Source organism: Sorangium sp. So ce204, assembly GCF_051526795.1.
Classification (GTDB): domain Bacteria; phylum Myxococcota_A; class Polyangia; order Polyangiales; family Polyangiaceae; genus Sorangium; species Sorangium cellulosum_B.
In genome coordinates this window covers 5,914,145-5,931,874 of the sequence record NZ_CP150317.1, presented here as the reverse complement: position 1 = coordinate 5,931,874, position 17,730 = coordinate 5,914,145, and the positions used below count along the sequence as shown (strand labels likewise).

Annotated in this window: 8 protein-coding genes and 1 pseudogene; 4 read left to right on the top strand and 5 right to left on the bottom strand. The window is 71.4% G+C overall.

All coding sequences use genetic code 11. The annotated features are described in order from the left end of the window. Positions 1–12: 12 nt before the first annotated feature. Together WMF22_RS22025 and WMF22_RS22020 are read right to left on the bottom strand one after the other, a co-directional pair. On the bottom strand, positions 13–6,027 hold the full coding sequence (locus WMF22_RS22025) for an AAA family ATPase (RefSeq protein WP_438036918.1): 6,015 nt from the start codon (positions 6,025–6,027) through the stop codon (positions 13–15). A gap of 64 nt (positions 6,028–6,091) precedes the next feature. Beyond that, the gene (locus tag WMF22_RS22020) at positions 6,092–7,078 is read right to left on the bottom strand and encodes a response regulator (protein ID WP_437300997.1); all 987 of its coding nucleotides are present in this window, start codon (positions 7,076–7,078) and stop codon (positions 6,092–6,094) included. 554 nt (positions 7,079–7,632) lie between these two features. Here WMF22_RS22020 and WMF22_RS22015 point away from each other — a divergent pair. From WMF22_RS22015 to WMF22_RS22000, 4 genes are all read left to right on the top strand, one after another. Continuing rightward, positions 7,633–9,417 carry a hypothetical protein gene (locus WMF22_RS22015; protein WP_438036917.1) on the top strand — a complete coding sequence of 595 codons (1,785 nt, stop codon included), beginning with the start codon at positions 7,633–7,635 and terminating at the stop codon, positions 9,415–9,417. 319 nt (positions 9,418–9,736) lie between these two features. Then, a complete protein-coding gene (gene tkt / locus WMF22_RS22010; protein ID WP_437300995.1) occupies positions 9,737–11,725 on the top strand; it encodes a transketolase in 1,989 nt (662 codons plus the stop codon). 159 nt (positions 11,726–11,884) lie between these two features. Continuing rightward, positions 11,885–12,823, top strand: coding sequence for an AEC family transporter (locus tag WMF22_RS22005; protein WP_437300994.1), 939 nt, complete (start codon positions 11,885–11,887; stop codon positions 12,821–12,823). 230 nt (positions 12,824–13,053) lie between these two features. Next, on the top strand, positions 13,054–14,364 hold the full coding sequence (locus tag WMF22_RS22000) for a PAS domain-containing protein (RefSeq protein WP_438036916.1): 1,311 nt from the start codon (positions 13,054–13,056) through the stop codon (positions 14,362–14,364). Here the strand turns inward: WMF22_RS22000 and WMF22_RS21995 are convergent. From WMF22_RS21995 to WMF22_RS21985, 3 genes and pseudogenes are all read right to left on the bottom strand, one after another. Beyond that, positions 14,315–15,871 (bottom strand): Hsp70 family protein, encoded by a 1,557-nt coding sequence (locus WMF22_RS21995; protein ID WP_438036915.1) that lies wholly within the window; start codon positions 15,869–15,871, stop codon positions 14,315–14,317. The genes WMF22_RS22000 and WMF22_RS21995 overlap by 50 nt on opposite strands. A gap of 62 nt (positions 15,872–15,933) precedes the next feature. Continuing rightward, positions 15,934–16,484 (bottom strand): annotated as a pseudogene (locus WMF22_RS21990) (Uma2 family endonuclease). A 173-nt stretch (positions 16,485–16,657) separates the two neighbouring features. Continuing rightward, positions 16,658–17,455: a hypothetical protein gene (locus WMF22_RS21985; protein ID WP_438036914.1), complete on the bottom strand. Its 798-nt coding sequence runs from the start codon at positions 17,453–17,455 to the stop codon at positions 16,658–16,660. Positions 17,456–17,730: the final 275 nt, after the last annotated feature.

Below are 17,730 nucleotides of genomic sequence, written 5' to 3'. Positions count from 1 at the left end.
CGAGGGGACTCGCTACATCGATTCCTGCGGATCCGCGCGGCCGTCGGCGCCGCCCGCGCCGACTGGGTCGTACGCGCCGACGAAGTCCCGCAGCTTCCGGGTCTGGTAGCTGCGTGCCAGCGTCGTGAGCTGCTCGATCCAAGGTCTGAGCCGCGGATCGTGCTGCGCCATCCGCTCCGCCTCCTCCACGATCTTGTGGACGAGCCCCTTCTTCGCGAGCGCCGACAGGATCGCCAGCTCGTCGGCCGGAGGCGCCGCGAGGTGCCCGCCGCCTCCGGCCTCCTTCGCCGGCGCATCCCGGGCGGGGGCTTCCTCGCGGCGAAGCCACTCGATGCCCAGCAACCGCGATATCTTGTCCAGGAGCGCGCTCGCCACGATCGGCTTGGGCAAGAAGTCATCGCAGCCGGCGCTGGCGCACTGCTGCCGCTCGGCCTCGGACACGCTCGCCGACGAAGCCAGGAGGACGACTTGCCGGAGCTCGGGCATGCGCCTGAGGCGACGCGCGGTCTCGTAGCCGTCCATGTCCTTCATGTACACGTCCAGCAGGATGAGCGCCGGCGCGCGCTGCGCCGCCATGCGCAGCGCCGCCTCACCGCCGTCCGCCTCGCGCAGCTCGAAGCCGAGCGGGCCGAGGAGCCCGCGCACCACCGCGCGATTGTCGGAATTGTCGTCCACGATGAGTATCGTGCGGCGCTCCCCCGGATAGCCGACGATCGTGTCCCACCCCCTGGCGTCGCCTGGGCTCGCCGCGAGCTGCGCCTCGGCGAGCGGGAGCGTCACGGTGAAGACGCTGCCCTCGCCGATCTCGCTCTGCACCTCGATCGCACCACCCATCTGTTGCACGAGCTTCCTCGTGATGGCGAGGCCAAGCCCTGTGCCCTCGCTCTTCGCGCGCAGCTCCCCCACCTGCTCGAAGGGCTCGAAGATGCGGGACAGGTGCTCCGGGGCGATCCCAGGACCCGTATCCTCGATCCGGAACCGCACCACCCGCCCTGCGGGGACGGTCTCCTCCAGCACCTCGACATGGAGGGACACGCCTCCTCGCTCGGTGAACTTGATGGCATTGCCGAGGAGGTTCAAGAGCACCTGCATCAGCCGCTTCTCGTCGGCGCGGACGGCCTCCAGCGCAGGGCCGCGCAGCTCATGGGAGAACGTGATCCCCTTCGCTTCGGCGCGCACCCGGCACAGGTCGACCACCGTCCGCACGAGCGCAGGCAACCGGAACTCCGTCAGGACGGAGTCCATCTTGCCCGCCTCGATCTTGGCCAGGTGCAGCAGGTCATTGATGAGCGAGAGCAGGTGCTCGCTCGACTTCTGGATGACCCGCAGGCCCTCCCGCCACGCCGGCGGGACGTCGGGCGTTCTCTCCAGGATCTGGGCATGACCCATGATCCCGTTGAGCGGCGTCCGCAGCTCGTGGCTCATGCTGGAGAGAAAGTCGCTCTTGGCCTGGCTGGCGCGCTCCGCGGCCTCCTTGGCGACGCGGAGCTCGGCGGTGCGCTCCTTGATCTTGGCCTCCAGGTCCCGGTAGAGGAGGGCGTTCTCCACGGCGATGGCGGCCTGCGCGGCGAGCACCGACAGGAGCTCCACCCGCCGCTCGGGGAACGCCGCAGGCACCTCGCGATGCTCGAGGTAGAGCACGCCCACGAGGCGCCCTCGATGCGACAAGGGGAGCGAGAGGAGCGAGAGCACGGAGCGCGAGGCCAGGTGCGGATCGGCCGCGAAGCGCGCGTCCGACCTGGCGTCGTCCACCACGACCGGCTCGTTCGTGCGCGCCACGTAGTGCGCCACCGTCCTCGCCACCTCGCTGCTCTGCGAGAGCGGCTCGGACAGGCCCGTCTCGATGCGGCCTCCCTCCACCGAGAGCCGCGCCACGACCGAGAGCTCTTCGCCTTCGCCCAGCAGCAGGACGCCGCGCTGCGCCCCGGCGCTCTCCAGCACGAGCTCCATCAGACGCCCGACGACCCGCTCCGGATCGAGCTCGCTCGACAGCGCCTGCGCCGCGCGCACCGCGGTGTTCACGTCGAGCTGCGCGCCGCCGGTGACCCCCGTGGTGGTCAGCGTGGCGACGCCCGTCGTGCGGCGGCGCTCCGCCGTCGCGGGCTGGGCAGGCGCACGGAGCAGGGCCGGCCATCTCGCCTCCAGGTGGGCCACCACGGCGTGCGCTTCCCAGCGAACATAAGCGTCCCTGGCCTCGCGCAGGTACAGCGCGGCGATACGGCTCCTGCCCGCCTCGAGGTGAAACTCGGCGCAGAGCTGCGCCGCCAGGGCTTCGATGTGAAAGAACCGCTGCTCCCGCGCGAGCTCGATGGCCTCGTCGTACCTGGCCATGGCCTCGTCGGTCTTGCCCTGCACGCGGGCGTGCTCGGCCTCGAGCAGGCGCAGCTTGTGGAGGAAATTGTCCGCGCTCCCCTCGGCGAAGTACCTCAACCGCGCGAGGCCTTGCTCGATGTCGTCGCGGAGCCCGGCCCGCTCCGCCGCGTCCGCGACCTCCGGCCAGCACCTCGCGGCCGCGAGCGCGAGCCAGAGCGGTATGTCCGTGACCGGGGGAAAGCCGAAGATGGACACGCGGAGCTGCTCGGCCTCCCGCGCCCGCGAGAGGGCCATCGGGTACGCGCCGGCGACGAGGAACAGGTGCGCCTCGAGGATGCGCGCCAGCTCGGCTGCCATCCCGTCTCCGTCAGCCAGGAGGGAGCGCGAGCCCCGTGAGAGCGGCTCGTCCGACAGGAGCCTCCCCGCGCCGCCGGCGGTCGTCAGGAGGTCGCACCACGACGCGATCGCCTCGAAATAGTGCGTCCCGAGCGCGGTCCCCGCGCGCTGCATCAACCCCCAGCGCGCCGCCCGGTGCGCCTCGAGCTGCCCGAGCGGCTGGCCGCGCCACACGCGGTAGTAGAACAGGTCGCCTTCCAGCCCCCAGCTCGCCCCCTGGAACGAGCCGACCTTCAGGCCGGTCGCGCAGGTTCGCTCGAAGATGGGCCCCATTTCATCCGCGGGGCGGGCGTAGGCCGTGTACTGCCCCTGGAAGGACAGACACTCTGCCAGAAAGGGCGACGCGACGCGCTCGGCTGCGCGCACGCCAGGGCCGACCCAGCACGCGGCGCGACGATACATGCCTGTGGTGAGCGACCAGACGTTCGCGAAGCAAACGATGATGAAGGGAGAGACCGGCGTGAGCGCGCGCCGCTCTCGCACCCTCAGCACGGCGCGGGCGATCACGAGCCCGGACAGCACCGGCGCACCGCCGATCGCCGCGCACACCATGAGGTGCATCGTCAGCGCATCGATGAGCACCTGCTCCGGGGAGGGATCGAGGGGCATCCGCTCGAACGCGTCCGGGTCGCGCTCGAACCATCGATCCAGCTCGGCGGACTCCTCGAGGAGCGCGGCGCGGCGCGCCTCGTCCGCGCCCGGAAATGCGATGTCCTGCTCCGTGAGCGCGGCGAGCCCGAGCTCGACCCCTCGCGCGAACTGGCCCGCCGCCTGGGCGCTGCGGACGCGCATCTCGTGCGCCGAGAGCCTCGTGAGCGCCGGCAGCGGCCTGGCGAGCAGCCGCGCGCACCGCGCCTCGACGTCGTCGAACTCCCGCAGCAGAAAGGCCCCCTCGATCTGCTCGAGCGCGAGCTCCGCGCACAGCGGCGCGTCCTTGCGCCAGGCGTCATCGCCCAGCAAGCCCTGCGCGGTCTCGGCGAGGCTCAGGAGGAGCCGGTACGAGCTCGCCGCCTTCGCGGCGCGCGCGGCCTCGAGGTTCAGCCGCGCCAGCGCCTCGCGCTCACCTGCGGAGTCCATCCGCGCCGAGCCCAGGTTGAGGTGCCGCACCAGCTCCAGGAGCTCTTGCGGTGTGCCCCCCTTCGCCCGATGCCGCGCCCACAGCCGCCGGCCGATCTCCAGGTGCGCCAGGACGCGCTGCGCCGGCGGGGCCCGCTCGTAGCTCGCCTGCTGCACGCGGTCGTGCAAGAAGCGGTAGTCAGCGTCGAGCGCTCCTTCTCCAGTCCCGGTTCCGGTCCCGGCCTCTCCCAGCGCCTGCGCGGTCCGGTAGGCTCCATCGGCCGGCACCACCAGCTCCTCCCGCAGGGCGGGCCAGAGCGCGCCGGTCACCCGGGCGCGCTCCCATCCGCTGAGCCGCTCCAGGTCGTGGAGGTGGAAGGCGTGCCCCGCGCACGCCGCGAGCCCCAGGAGCTGCTGTGTCGCTTCAGGCATCTCGAGCAGCTTGTCCGTCAGGAGGGCGACGACGTTGTCGGTCACCTGCGCCTGCTCGATCTCCTTCTGGCCCCAGCGCCACGCGCCGCTCTCCGGGTCCCGCGCCACCTTGCCCTGCCGGTGCAAGGACAGCAGCAGCTGCTCCATGAAGAACGGGTTTCCTCGCGTTTTTTGCCCCAGGATGCGCGAGAGCGGCTCCACCCGCGCCGCCTCGCTGTTCAGCGCCCGGGCTGCCCATGCCTGCACGTGCTCCGCCGACAGGGGGCGCACCGACATCCTCGACACCCTCGCCCCGCTCTCCTCGACCGACGCCACGAGCCTCCACAGCGGGTGCTCGGGGGGCGCCTCGTTGTCGCGGTACGCCGCGATCACGAGCAGCTCTCTCCGCTCTGCGTCGGTCAGCAGCGTCCTCAGGATCTCCAGCGTGGCGCTGTCGGCCCACTGCATGTCGTCGAGGAACATCACGAGCGGCGCGTTCGGCGTCGTGACCGCCCGCACGAAGCTCAGCCAGGTCAGCCTCTGGCGTGCGAGCACCTGCTCGCCGTGCACCGGCGGCACCGGCGCGAGCTTGCCCATGATGAGGTCGAGCTCCGGCACCACGTCGGCGATGAGCCGGGCGTTGTCCCCCACGTCGGCCCTGATTCGCTCCTGCCACGCCGTGAGCGCCGGCCTCGGGCTCGCCAGCCACTGCTGCATCAGCGCCCCGAACGCCTGCGCCATGGCCGCGTAGGGCGTCGACCGCGCGAGCTGGTCGTGCTTGCCCGAGATCAGGAGCCCGCGCCCCGCGCGCGCGATGTCCTGGTAGACGGTGCGCACGAGCGCCGTCTTGCCGATGCCGGACGGGCCGCCGATGAGCACGAGCTCCGCCGCGCCCCCGGCGGCGCGGGCGAAGGCCGCGCCCAGGAGATCGCGCTCGTGCTCCCGCCCGACGAGGACGTCCGGCAGCCGCAGCCTCTGCGAGAAATCCTTGTCCCCGAGCGTGAAGCGCTCCACCGCGCCGCCCGCTCGCCACATGCGCAGCGCTCGCTCCAGGTCCTCCGCCGCCCCCTTGGCCGTCTGATACCGCCGGTCAGGGTTCTTCGCGAGGAGCCTGGTCACGATCGCCGCGAGGCCCGGAGGCACGTCGGGGGCGACCTCGTCGAGGGACGGCGGCTCCTTGGCCAGGTGCGCGTGCACCAGCGAGAGCGGGTCGCGCTCGGTGAACGGCAGCCGCCCCGAGAGCGCCTCGAAGAGCGTCACTCCGAGCGAGTACAGATCGGTGCGGGGATCGAGCGCTCGCGCCGTGCGGCCCGTCTGCTCGGGCGACATGTACGCCAGTGTCCCCTCGAGCCCTTCGGGGATGCTCGCCGCCGTCGCCTCCAGCGGCAGCGACGAGGCGATGCCGAAGTCGAGCAGCTTGACCTGCGCGTACGCCGCGTCGACCAGCACGTTCTGGGGTTTGATATCCTTGTGTGTTATGCCGGCCGCGTGCACGGCCTCGAGGGCTCGAGCGAGGAGCGCTCCCAGCCTCAGCCCCGCTTCCACCGGCAGGCGCCCGCGCTCGGCGAGCTCTAGATCCAGCGACCGGAAGCCGGGGTCCTCGATCACCAGCGCGACCGTGCCGCCCCGCGGCAGGAGCTCCCGCGCCCGCGCCACCCCTGACACCTCGCTCAGCTGTGTCAGGATGTGATGCTCATGCAGGATGCGCCCCGTCACGCGCGCGCTCGGCGCGGCCGCCACGGGGAGCTTGAGCACCACCCTGTCGCCGGAGGGACGATGGACCGCGCGGCACACGCGGGTCTCGGCCCCTTCGTGCATCACCTCCCCCACAACGTAGTCTCTCAGATCCATCCCGGTTCAGCTCCTCTTCGGGGCCGGCGGAGACGCCGGGCGAACAACGGAATTCTCCGGTACTTCAGCGCTCGGGCTTGCGCTGGCGGCGGTCGCGTGTCCGCAGCGCGTGCTCCACGCCCGACTGCAGGGTGGCCTTCGTCACGAGCTGTTCGAGCTGCAGGTCGAGCGCCACGAGCGTCTGCGCTACCTCTGCGCGGATGCCCGTGACGACCGTTTGCGTGCCGAGCAGCGAGAGCCCCATCGCGGCTTGCACGAGCATGCGCGCAACCGTCTCATCTACTGCTTTCACGCCGGTGATGTCAATGATGAGATAGTCCGCCCTGCGCTCGCTCGCCCCGCGCAGCGCTGTCTCGACCGCCTGTCCGGCGCGCTCGACGTCCACCGCGCCGATGAGGGGCATCACGAGGACGCCATCGATCATCGGGATGAGCGGAGCGGACAGCTCGAGGAGCCGCTCCCGCTGGGCCGCGATGATCTGCTCTTGCAGCGCCGCCCTGGCCGCCTCGGCGCGCTCGCTCTGCGTCAGCTGCTGCGAGAGCCGCTCGTTCGTGTCGCGCAGCATCTGCACGGCCTGCGCCAGCGCCTCCTCCGCCTTGGCGCGCTCCCGGATCTCCTCCGAGAGCCTCGTATTGCGCTCCTCGAGAGCCCGCGTTGCGCGCCGGAGCGAGATCTGGGTGTGCACCCGCGCCAGGAGCTCGGTCTTCTCGAACGGCTTTGTCACATAGTCGACGGCGCCCACGCGGAAGCCCTGGAGCCTGAACCTCGCTTCAGCGAGCGCCGTCATGAAGATGACGGGGATGCCCTGCGTCGCCGGATCGGCCTTGAGCCGCCGGCACGTCTCGAACCCGCTGAGGCCGGGCATCAGCGCGTCGAGCAAGACGAGGTCCGGCTGGGCCCGGCTGACCAGCTCGATCGCCTCCTCCCCGTCGCGCGCGACAGCGACCTCCAGGCCATCCGACATGAGCGCGTGCGACAGCACGGTCAGGTTGTCCGCGCTATCGTCCACGATGAGGACGAGGCCAGAGAGCGGCGTTTCTTGTTCTTGCATGGGTCTCTGCCGGCTCAGCGCGATCGCGCGAGCCTCGTGCGCCCGGTCGGCGTGCCCCAACGGACGGCGAGCGAGCAAATGCGTACACTGTGAGCCGGCGGCCCCATCACAGGAAACATTCCGTCTTCTCTTCTTCCGTTCGTACCACGGGCTGTTCAGCCTTAACATACCCTTTGTAGGCGGAAGCGGAGAGGGTTGTAGGGTGCGGTGGAGAGGGTAGGCTGAGCCACACGGGTCATCCATTCCATCGACGTACGCATGAGTACGCATGAGATGGGCGGTTTTCGCCTCGTTCCGAGGTCCCATGTCGGCTCGCCTCACTTGCTTTCCTCCGCGAGGAGGCCTCCGCTTTTTTCGGCTCTCACGCTCCATCGGGCTTCTCGCGAGATGAATGTGCGCACGCGCCGGCGCATCTAGCGCCTCGTGGCCCGCGCTCCTCTCGCGTCCAGAACCAGGGAAGCGCTCGGGAACCCGTCGTCAATACGCGGATCGGAAAGGTGGAGCACGTGAGGCACGGAGATGCTCGGGTGTGGCAGGGGCTAAGAGGGGCTGCGATGCTCGGGATGGCGCTGACCCTCGGCTGCACGACCGGCGGCGGCCAGGGAGGCGCGGGGGGAGAGCCGGCGACCGGCGGCGGCCAGGGAGGCGCGGGGGGAGAGCCGGCGACCGGCGGCGGCGGGCAGGGAGGCGCGGGGGGAGAGCCGGCGACCGGCGGCGGCGGGCAGGGAGGCGCGGGGGGAGAGCCGGCGACCGGCGGCGGCGGGCAGGGAGGCGCGGGGGGAGAGCCGGCGACCGGCGGCGGCGGGCAGGGAGGCGCGGGGGGAGAGCCGGCGACCGGCGGCGGCGGGCAGGGAGGCGCGGGGGGAGAGCCGGCGACCGGCGGCGGCGGGCAGGGAGGCGCGGGGGGAGAGCCGGCGACCGGCGGCGGCGGTGGCGGCACAGCGGTTTGCGAGCCGGGGTCGCACCTGAGCTGCTATTCGGGGCTACCGGGGACGCAAGGCGTGGGGCTCTGCACCGCCGGTGTTCAGACCTGCCTACCAGACGGATCTGGCCATGGCCCGTGCACCGGCGAGATCACGCCGTCAGCTGAAGACTGCGCCTCGGAGGCCGACGAGGACTGCGATGGTACGGGGCAATGCTCGCTTCCGCCGCTTTGGTCCGCCGCGCTGGGCGGCGCCGGCGCTGACGCCGCCTACGGCGTCGCGACGGACGCCGCGGGCAACCTCTATGTGACGGGCGCGTTCGTGGGGACGGTCGATTTCGGGGCGGGGCCGCTCGTGAGCGCAGGATCCGCGGACGTGTTCGTGCTCAAGCTCGACCCGGCAGGCCATGCGATATGGAGCAGACGATTCGGCAGCAGTCCGTACGGGGAAGCCGGAACCAAGATCGCGCTCGACGCGAGCGGCAACATCCTCCTCGGCGGGACCTATGGCGGCGCCACCTTCGACGGGCCGCCGCCTGTGGACTTCGGAAGCGGCCCGCTCCCCTGGGCCTATGACTTCTCGCCGAGCGCCGTCTTCTTCGTCAAGCTCGATCCGGACGGGAACCACCTCTTCAGCCACGGATACATCACCGGGAGCACCGCGAGCTCGATCAACCTGCGAGACATCGCGGCAGGCGCCGGGGGCACCTCCGCTGCGCTGTTCGTCTACCCGAGCTCCGTCGACACCGGCATGAGCGTGAGAACCTACGATGCGGCGGGCGAGTACATGTGGGGCTTCTCCCATCGGTCGTTCGACAGCCCGGGCGGGATCGCCATGGACAGCGCCGGCAACGTCCTCTTGGCCATGGGGCACACCGAGGGCCCAGGGTTATGCCCCTGCGCCTACTATTTCCATGTCGAGAAGCGAGACCCTGCGGGCACCACGCTCTGGCGAAAGCTCCTGTCCGGACCGTCGGCGCCGAACTTCTCGGATGACGGAGGAGTGGCAAAGGATGTCGCCGTCGACCCCGAAGATAATGTCGTGGTCGTGGGCCGCAGCCTGGGAAATCTGGATCTCGGCGGTGGGCCAGTCCCCGCCGGAACACACTTCGTGCTGAAGCTGAGCCCGCTCGGCGACTATCTCTGGCACCGAGAGGCTCCGAGCGACGCCGTGGTCACGGACTCCGCCGGCAACATCCTCGTCCTGGGAGCGCAGTCCCTCGTCAAGCTCGATGCTTCCGGCGCGGAGCTCTGGCGCCGCACGTTCACGGGCACGCCCGCCACGATAAGAGGCTTGACGACCTATCGCGCCGACCGCATCGCGCTCGTCGGCGACTTCACGGGTACAGCCGACTTCGGCGCCGGCCCGCTCACCGCCGCGGGCAAGGACGGCTTCGTCGCGGTCTCCGCCCCCTGACGCACGCGAGCGCGCCGGCGTCGGGCGTGGTCCGCGGCGGCTCGGTCCAGGCTGGGCGACCCCGACGACGGCCCAGGTGGGGGTGAAAGCGCGACCAGCGGTCGGGGCTCCGTGAGCGCCAGCTGGAGCGACGTTCGCCGAGGGGGGATTGATGACCGGCTCGACCCGATCTCCGCTCCGCGGCCCCGCGCGCCCCACGAGCGCCTGGACAGTCACGCGAGCGCCGAGGCGCGCTCGGCGCGGTCCAGGCGCCGGGCGGCGGGGTGGGGGGCCTCGCGAAGGGGCGCGCTTCGCGACGAAGTAGGTTAGAGTGCGCGCCATGCCTGATTTCGCCAAGCTCGCCGCCGCGGCCTCGATCGCCCGCGGCCTCGCCATGGATGCCGTCCACGCCTGCTCATCCGGTCACCTCGGCCTACCGCTAGGGGCCGCCGAGATCGGCGCCGCGCTCTACGGCGACATCCTCCGCCACGATCCGAGCGAACCGCACTGGTTGAACCGCGATCGCTTCGTCCTGTCCGCCGGTCACGGCAGCATGTTCCTCTACGCCTGGCTGCACCTCTCGGGCTATCCGGTGTCCCTCGACGACGTCCGCCGCTTCCGGCAGTGGGAGTCGAAGACGCCCGGCCACCCGGAGTACCATTACACCGAGGGCGTCGAGGCGACGACGGGCCCGCTCGGCCAGGGCGTGGGCAACGCCGTCGGGCACGCGGTGGCCGCCAAGATGCTCGCCGCGCGTTACAACACGCCGGAGCACACGATCTTCGATCTCAACGTCTACTGCCTCGCCGGCGACGGCTGCCTCCAGGAGGGCGTGGCCGCCGAGGCGGCCTCCTTCGCGGGGCACTTCAAGCTCGACAACCTGATCCTCATCTACGACGCCAACGACGTCACCCTCGACGCGATGGCGATCAAGACCCAGAGCGAGGACACGGCCAAGCGCTTCGAGGCCTACGGCTTCGAGGTGCTCCACATCGAGCAGGGCAACGATCTGGCGGCCGTCCACCGGGTGCTCGCCGAGGCGCGGGCGTCGAAGAGCGGAAAGCCGAAGTTCGTCGTCGCCCACACCCTCATCGGCAAGGGGATCCCGGAGGTCGCCGGCACGCAGAAGGCGCACGGCGAGGGCGGCGCCAAGTTCGTGGATCAGGCCCGCAAGAACCTGGGGCTGCCCGCGGAGCACTTCTACGTCAGCGAGGAGGTGAAGCAGTTCTTCGCGACGCGCAAGGAAGAGCTCGCCAAGGTGCGGGGGGCGTGGGAGGCGACCTTCCAGGCCTGGCGCGCGAAGAACCCGGAGCTCGCCCGCCAGCTCGACGACGGCCTCGCGAAGAAGCTCCCCGCGGACCTCGACGCGCGCGTCCCCGCCTTCGCCGCCGGCACCAAGGTCGCCACGCGCAAGGCCGGCGAGACCGTGCTGCAGGCGGTCGCCGAGGCGGTGCCCGCGCTCATCGGGTCGAGCGCCGACCTCTACGGCTCGACGTTCAACTACATCGCGTCGAGCACCGACTTCGATCCGGAGCACCCCGGCGGCCGGAACATCCGCGCCGGCATCCGCGAGCACGGCATGGGCGCGATCATGAACGGCATCGCGTACCACGGCGGCCTTCGGCCGAGCGGCGCGACGTTCCTCGTGTTCGCGGACTACCTGCGGCCGAGCGTCCGCCTGGCCGCGCTGTCGCACCTGCCGGTCATCTACATCTTCACGCACGACTCGGTGGGCGTGGGCGAGGACGGGCCGACGCACCAGCCCGTCGAGACCGTCGCCGGGCTGCGCGTCATCGTCGATCTGGACGTCATCCGGCCGGCGGACGCCGAGGAGACGGCCGGCGCCTGGATCTCCGCGCTGGAGCGCAGCGACGGCCCGACGGTCCTCGCGCTCACGCGCCAGGCCGTCCCGCTGCTTCCGGGCGACGCCGCCGCCAAGCGCGAGGGCGTCCGGCGCGGCGCCTACGTCCTTGTCAAGGAGACGGCGGCGCTCGAGACCATCCTGATCGCGACGGGCAGCGAGGTGCAGCACGCCGTCGAGGCCGCGAAGCGCATCGGGCCCGGCGTCCGCGTCGTCTCGATGCCCTGCGTGGAGCGGTTCGCGCGCCAGGATCACGCCTACCGCGAGGCCGTGCTGCCCGCCGCGTGCACGCGGCGCGTGTCCATCGAGGCGGGCGTCACCTTCGGCTGGCACCGGTGGGTCGGCTCCAAGGGGATCGCCCTCGGCATCGACCGCTTCGGCACGAGCGCCCCTGGCGACATCGTGATGGACCGGCTGGGCATGAACGCCCAGGCGGTGGTGCAGGCCGTGCAGGACCTCGTGCCCTGACCCCCTGAAGAAGCGCGGGAGCGCCGGGACGCAACGTTCCTCGGCGCTCCTGGCGCTGTCTCGATCTCCCACCCCGCTGCCTCCCCACCCCGCTGCCGGCCGGCCGCATGACCGGCGAGAGCGCTGGACGCCGCCCGCCGCCGAGCTAAAAGCGGGCCCGTGCCGTCGGGCGACCTGATCTCGCAGCTCCTGGCCCTCTTCGCGGTGCTCGGGGTCGGCGTGCTGCTGCGCGCGCTGGGCCGGGCCGGCCAGGCGGACGCCGCCGTGCTGCACCGGCTGGTCATCGACGTCACCACGCCCGCGCTGATCGTCACCGTGCTCCGCCGCTCGGGCATCGGCCACGGCGCGTGGGGCGCGGTCGCCGCGTCGACGGTCGCGCTCTTCGCGTCCGCCCTCGCGGGGGTCGCGGTGGCGCGGGCGCTCGGGCTCCCGCGCGCCGCGCAGGGCGCCGCCGGCCTCGTCGGCAGCTTCTCCAACACCGGCTTCCTCGGCGTGCCCGTCGTGCTGGCCCTCTACGGCGACGCGGGCGGCGCGGCGGGGACGGCGATCCTCGTCGACAGCATCGTCACCGCGTTCCTCCTGTGGACCTTCGGCGTCGCGCTCGCCGCGCGCATGGGCGGGGGCGGCGGCGGGGATGGGCGGGGCCTGCTCGCGGTGCTCCTGCACCCCAACGTGCTGTCGATCGCCGTCGGCCTCACGCTCCACGCGGCGCCGATCCCGCTGCCTGTGTGGCTGGAGCACGCGCTCGGCGCGCTCGGGAGCGCGACCCCGACGCTCGTGTTCCTCGCGCTGGGCCTCAGCCTCGACCTCGGTTCGCTCCGCGGCCGCGTGCGCCCGCTCGCGGCCGTCGCCGCCGTGAAGCTGCTCCTGTCGCCCGCTGTCGCGCTCGGCGCCGCGGTCGCGCTCGGCCTGAAGCGGCCCTCTTCCGAGGTGGCGGTGCTGCAGTCCGCCATGCCGACGTCCATGGTGTCCGTGATCGTCGCCGCGCGGTACGGCTGCGATGGCCAGTTCGCCGCGGCCACCGCGGTCGTGACCACGCTCGGTGCGCTGGCGACCCTGCCGATCCTGGTCGAGGCGCTGCGTCGGATCGTCCCGTAGCGCGCACTCCGCTTCCCCGCTCATCAACGCGGCGACCCCACGCGGCCTGACGCGACCCATAGCGCAGGTCCCGCGCAGGTGTGGGCGCCACCACGCGCTCAATCGCTGAAAGCCAAGCTCAGCAAATCGGCTTGGCAATGCTGGACGGAACATGTAACTGTCCAGCGTGTAATAATGAATGTCTACGACCTGGGCGCGATGGCCACTCGCGAGCTGAAAAGGTAGAGCCGATGACCCCGGGAGGCACGGACATCGAGGGACTGCAGGCTGAGCTGGAGCGGCTCCGCTGCGAGGTCAAGGCGCTGGAGCAGCGCGCCCAGGCCGCGGAGGCGCAGGCGGCGCTGTACCAGGGCGTCTTCGAGCACCTGCCGGTCCCGTCGGCGCTCTACGGCGCCGACGGCGCACTCGTGGACATCAACCGACGGAACCGCGAGATACTGGCCGTTCCGTCGAAGGAGGCCATGGTCGGCAAGCACAATATGTACGAGGACCCTGTCGCCTTGGCGGGCGGATACACTGCCCACTTCGATCAGGTGATCCGGAGCGGCGGAGGCGTGATCATGGCGCCGACCGCGTACAACACGGCCGACGCCGGCCTCGAGCGCACCGAGGACCGCACCGTCTGGACCGAGACCAGGATGTCGGCGGCCGACGTGGGCGGCGCGCGCTACGTGATCGGGATCAACCTCGACGTGACCGACAGGATGCGCGCCCAGCAGGCGTACCAGGACAGCGCGGCATTCGTCACCGCAATCGTGGAGCACGCGCCCAGCGCCGTCTACGTCAAGGATCTGAACGGCCGCTACGCGCTCGTCAACAGGCACTTCGAGCGGCTCATGGGCCTCTCCCGCGACGCGGTGCTCGGGCGCGCCGATCCCGATGTCATGCCCTCGGAGCTCGCCGAGGCGTTCGCGCAGTTGGACCGGCAGGTCATCGCGACGGAGGCGCCGCTCGTCAAGGAGGAGCAGCTCCTGCTCGATGGCCGCGTCCATGCCTTCGTGACAACGAGGTTCCCGCTGCGGGATTCACGAGGCAGGCTGCATGCTGTGTGCGGGATCTCCGTGGAGGTCACCGAGAGCCGAGCGACCGAGGCCGAGGCTCAGCGGCTTCAGGACGAGATCATCCACCTGCAGGAGGCCAGGCTGCGCGCCCTCTCCACCCCGCTGCTGCCGATCGCGCGCGGCGTGGTGGTGATGCCGCTCATCGGCAACATCGATGCGCCGCGGGCCCAGCAGGTGCTCGAGATCCTGCTGGCAGGCATCGTCGCCCACCAGGCCTCGATGGTGATCCTCGACGTCACGGGCGTGCCGACCATCGACACCCAGGTCGCGAGCGCGCTGGTGCGGACGGCGCGCGCGGTGAACCTGCTCGGCGCGCAGGTGCTCCTGACGGGGATCCAGCCCGCCATCGCGCGGACGCTCGTCGAGCTCGGGGCGGATCTGGGCGGGCTCCTCGTGCGGTCCACGCTCGATTCGGGCATCGCCTATGCCCTCACGCCCCGACCTGGTAGACGCGCCGGTACCCCGCCTCCACGTCCGTGATCGTCACCTCGACGATCCCGTGTGAGGTGATCGCGTACTGCTCCTCGATCAGCGGCCCCTCGCTGCCCATCCGCTCGACGGTCACCCCGCCGAGCTCGGCGGCGCGGTCGCGGAGCCGCCTGTCGAAGGGGAATACGATCTCGTTGAAGGCCGTGATGTCGCCGTGCGGCACGCCGAGCCGGTCGAGCGCGGCGCACTCGACGAACCGGTAGCGGCCGACGTTGTGCGCCGCCCGGTACACCCGCCGCGAGACCACCGGCGCCTCGTGGCTCGACGGGATGCGCGCCTCCCGGTCGAAGATCGGGTCGAAGACCACCTCGTCCCCGCCGCTGCCCTCCCGGAACACCCCGAAGTGGCGCGAGAGCCGGTCGGAGAGCTCGAAGCCCGCGTCCTCGTCGACGGCGATGGCCAGGCCGATCGCGATGGCCGCCGAGGGGTAGGGGGAGCGATGGACGCGGCGCCCGAAGCGCTCGCGCAGCGTCCGCGCGACGATGGGCAGCGAGCTCGCGCCGCCGACGACGTAGATCCCCGCGATGTCGGCGAGCGCCTCGCCCGCGCCGGCGTCGAGGCGCGCGATCACCGGCTGCATCGCCGTGATGGTCGACTCCACGAGGGGCACGCACCGGTCGTAGTAGTCGGCGGTCGCGATCGTCACCTCGCTGGCGGGCGAGAGGTCGCCGAGGCACGCCTCCAGGTCGATCACGATGCGCCGGGAGTTCGGGTTGAGCCGCTCCTTCGCCTCGCGGCACTGGTCCACGAGCGCCGCGAGCGCGCGCGCCGGCAGCCCCTCACGCTCGATCTTCTCGATCTTGCCCGCGTCGAGCGCCATCGAGGCCAGCGCGGCGTCGAAGTCGTCGCCGCCGAGGTGGTTCAGGCCCGCGGTCGTCACGGCGTCGTGGCTGCGCCCGGTCATGTGGACCAGCGACGCGTCGAACGTCCCGCCGCCGAGGTCGTAGACGACGATGTGCTCGCGCTTCGACGTGATGGTGCTGCGGTGGCGGTGCGTGTACTCGAAGCCGGCGGCCGACGGCTCGTTCAGGAGCGCGATGATCTCGAAGCCGGCGCGGCGGAAGGCGTCGAGCGTCACGAACCGCTGCGACCCGTGCGCGTTCGCCGGGGTCGCCACGACCGAGATGAGGCGCCCGTCGTCGTCCTTCTTGGGCCGGTTCGACCGGTTCAGGACGGCGTCGCGGAGCGACCCGAGGAAGAGGGTCAGGAGATCGAGCACCCGGAGCTTCGTCCCGCCGATCTCGACCTCGACGTCGGGCGACGCGCGCGGGCCGGAGAGCACGCGCTTGAACGACCGGAGCACGGTCCACTCGGGGTCCGAGGCGACCGCGAGGGCGTCGAAGCCGAACCGGAGCTCCCCCCGCCGCTCGGCGGCCACGGAGGGGTAGAAATCCACGGTGTCCCCCGCGGCGTCCTGGAAGCTGACGACAGGGTAGTTTCCGCGATCGCAGCACGCGACCACGGTCCGTGTGGTTCCGAAATCGATCCCGAGGCGCAAGGTAGGGTCTCCTCCGGCCCCATGCTGCCACATCCGGCCGCCCGCGGTGAAACTCTGCGAGGTCAGTCGGCTTCTATCTCGAAGGCGCCGTCGTAGATGGCGTCGACCGAGATCTGGGCGCCGTTCGCCAGGGCGATCGTATCGCCCCGCTCGAGCACGCGATACCGCCAGGAGCCGTCCCCCTCGCGTCGATAGTGCTCGATACGCACGTGCCATGGTGAGACGAGCAGGTAGTCCGTCAGGCAGGGGAGCCGCTGGTACCCTTCCCACTTCTCGCCCCGATCGAAGGCCTCGGTGCTGCGCGAGAGCACCTCCACGATGGCAGTGGGTTCGAGAGGACGTCGCCGGCGCCTGGCTCGGTCTGCACGCCGCCGCGCACGACGACGACATCCGCGTAAACGTAGCGCTCTCCCTGTCTGGCCGAGATCCGTTGATCGGACGAGAGCACGTGGCACCCCCTGCCGCGCACGGCCGCGCGGAGCTCTGCGCCCGCGGCGGTCGACAGGAAGTTGTGCCGCGGGCTGCCGCCGGCCATCGCGAAGACCTCACCGAGGTGGTACTCGTGCTTCGCGGGCTGCTCGCGCTCCCACGCCAGGTACTCGGCGGCGCTCATGCGTCGGCTGGCGGCGCCATCGCCCATGGCACGCAGCTTAGCGCAGCGGGCGAGGGCTGGCGACAGACGGGGGACGGCTGGCGCGCCGCCGCCACATCGGCTCGGCGCGCCGGCGATCGCGGCGCCGCCGCGGGCAGCGCGTGCTGGCGCAGGTCCTGGGATCCCCGTGAAGCTCAGCTCATCGGCTCGCCTTCCTCCGCGTCGGCCCAGAGCACCTTGCGCTCGTACACCCACCCGCTCGTGGACAGCTCCAGGCGGACCAGCGCGAGCTCCGCTTCATGGCCGCCGACGCAGCCGTCGAGCGCGTGACGCCGATCGACGACAGCTGCCAGCCGCCGCGGGCCGTCGCTCCACCGTGCGGCAGGTGCTCCGCGCTGCAGCTCGTCGCGGACGTGCCCTGGTGTGCGGCCGCCGAGGCGCTCGTCGATGAACTGCTCGGCTTCTCCGCCGAAGAGCACGCGTGGGAGCGTGAACTCGTGGCTGCCGAGCCCCTGAAACACCGCGAGCAGGTCCAGCACACCGAAGGCGCCGGCCATGGACTCGAGGAGCGCTGAGTCGGCGGCCCTCCAGAGATCGCGATGTACGAACCTCGCGAGATCGATGTCGCCTGGCTGCGGCGGCGCCTCGCCGCGCACGCGCTGGACGAGCGCCGCCCACCCGTCCCCGCCAGGGGCGCTGTCGAGAGCGCAGCCGCGCAGGTGCTCGAGGCGCACCCGATCCGCCGGCTCCGCATGCATAGCCCCCTCGCGCGCTCGATCCTCGAGGGCATCTCGGGGCACGACGCCTCCCGCCAGGGCCCACGTGAGCGCCCGCCGCGCGGGAACGTAGATGTATCGGTTCTCTCCTCTCTCGAAGAGGATGAGGTTGCGGCGCTGGTATTGCCAGAACCACTGGCTCACTCCGGTGACGGACCACGAATCCAAGAGCCCCGGAGGGTCGATGCGCACCGTATCGAGCTCGCTGGTCTTCAAGTAGGGCTCTTGGGCCCCGAGCATCAACGCGGTCAGCGCTGTGTCGGAGGTGACGACATCGCCGGCAGCGTGGGGTGGCGAGCCGTCGCGCCGCGGCTCGCCGCGAGGGGCCGGCGTCCTGTAGCAGGAATGGCTGATCCGCGAAGGCTCATGGCTCGAGGGCTCGACGGCTCGCCCGAGCAGCGTTGCCCGCAACCATTGACGGAAGCTCCATCGATCACCCATCGGGTCGAAGATAGCGACGATGGTTACCAGGTCGCTCCCCGTTCGCCATG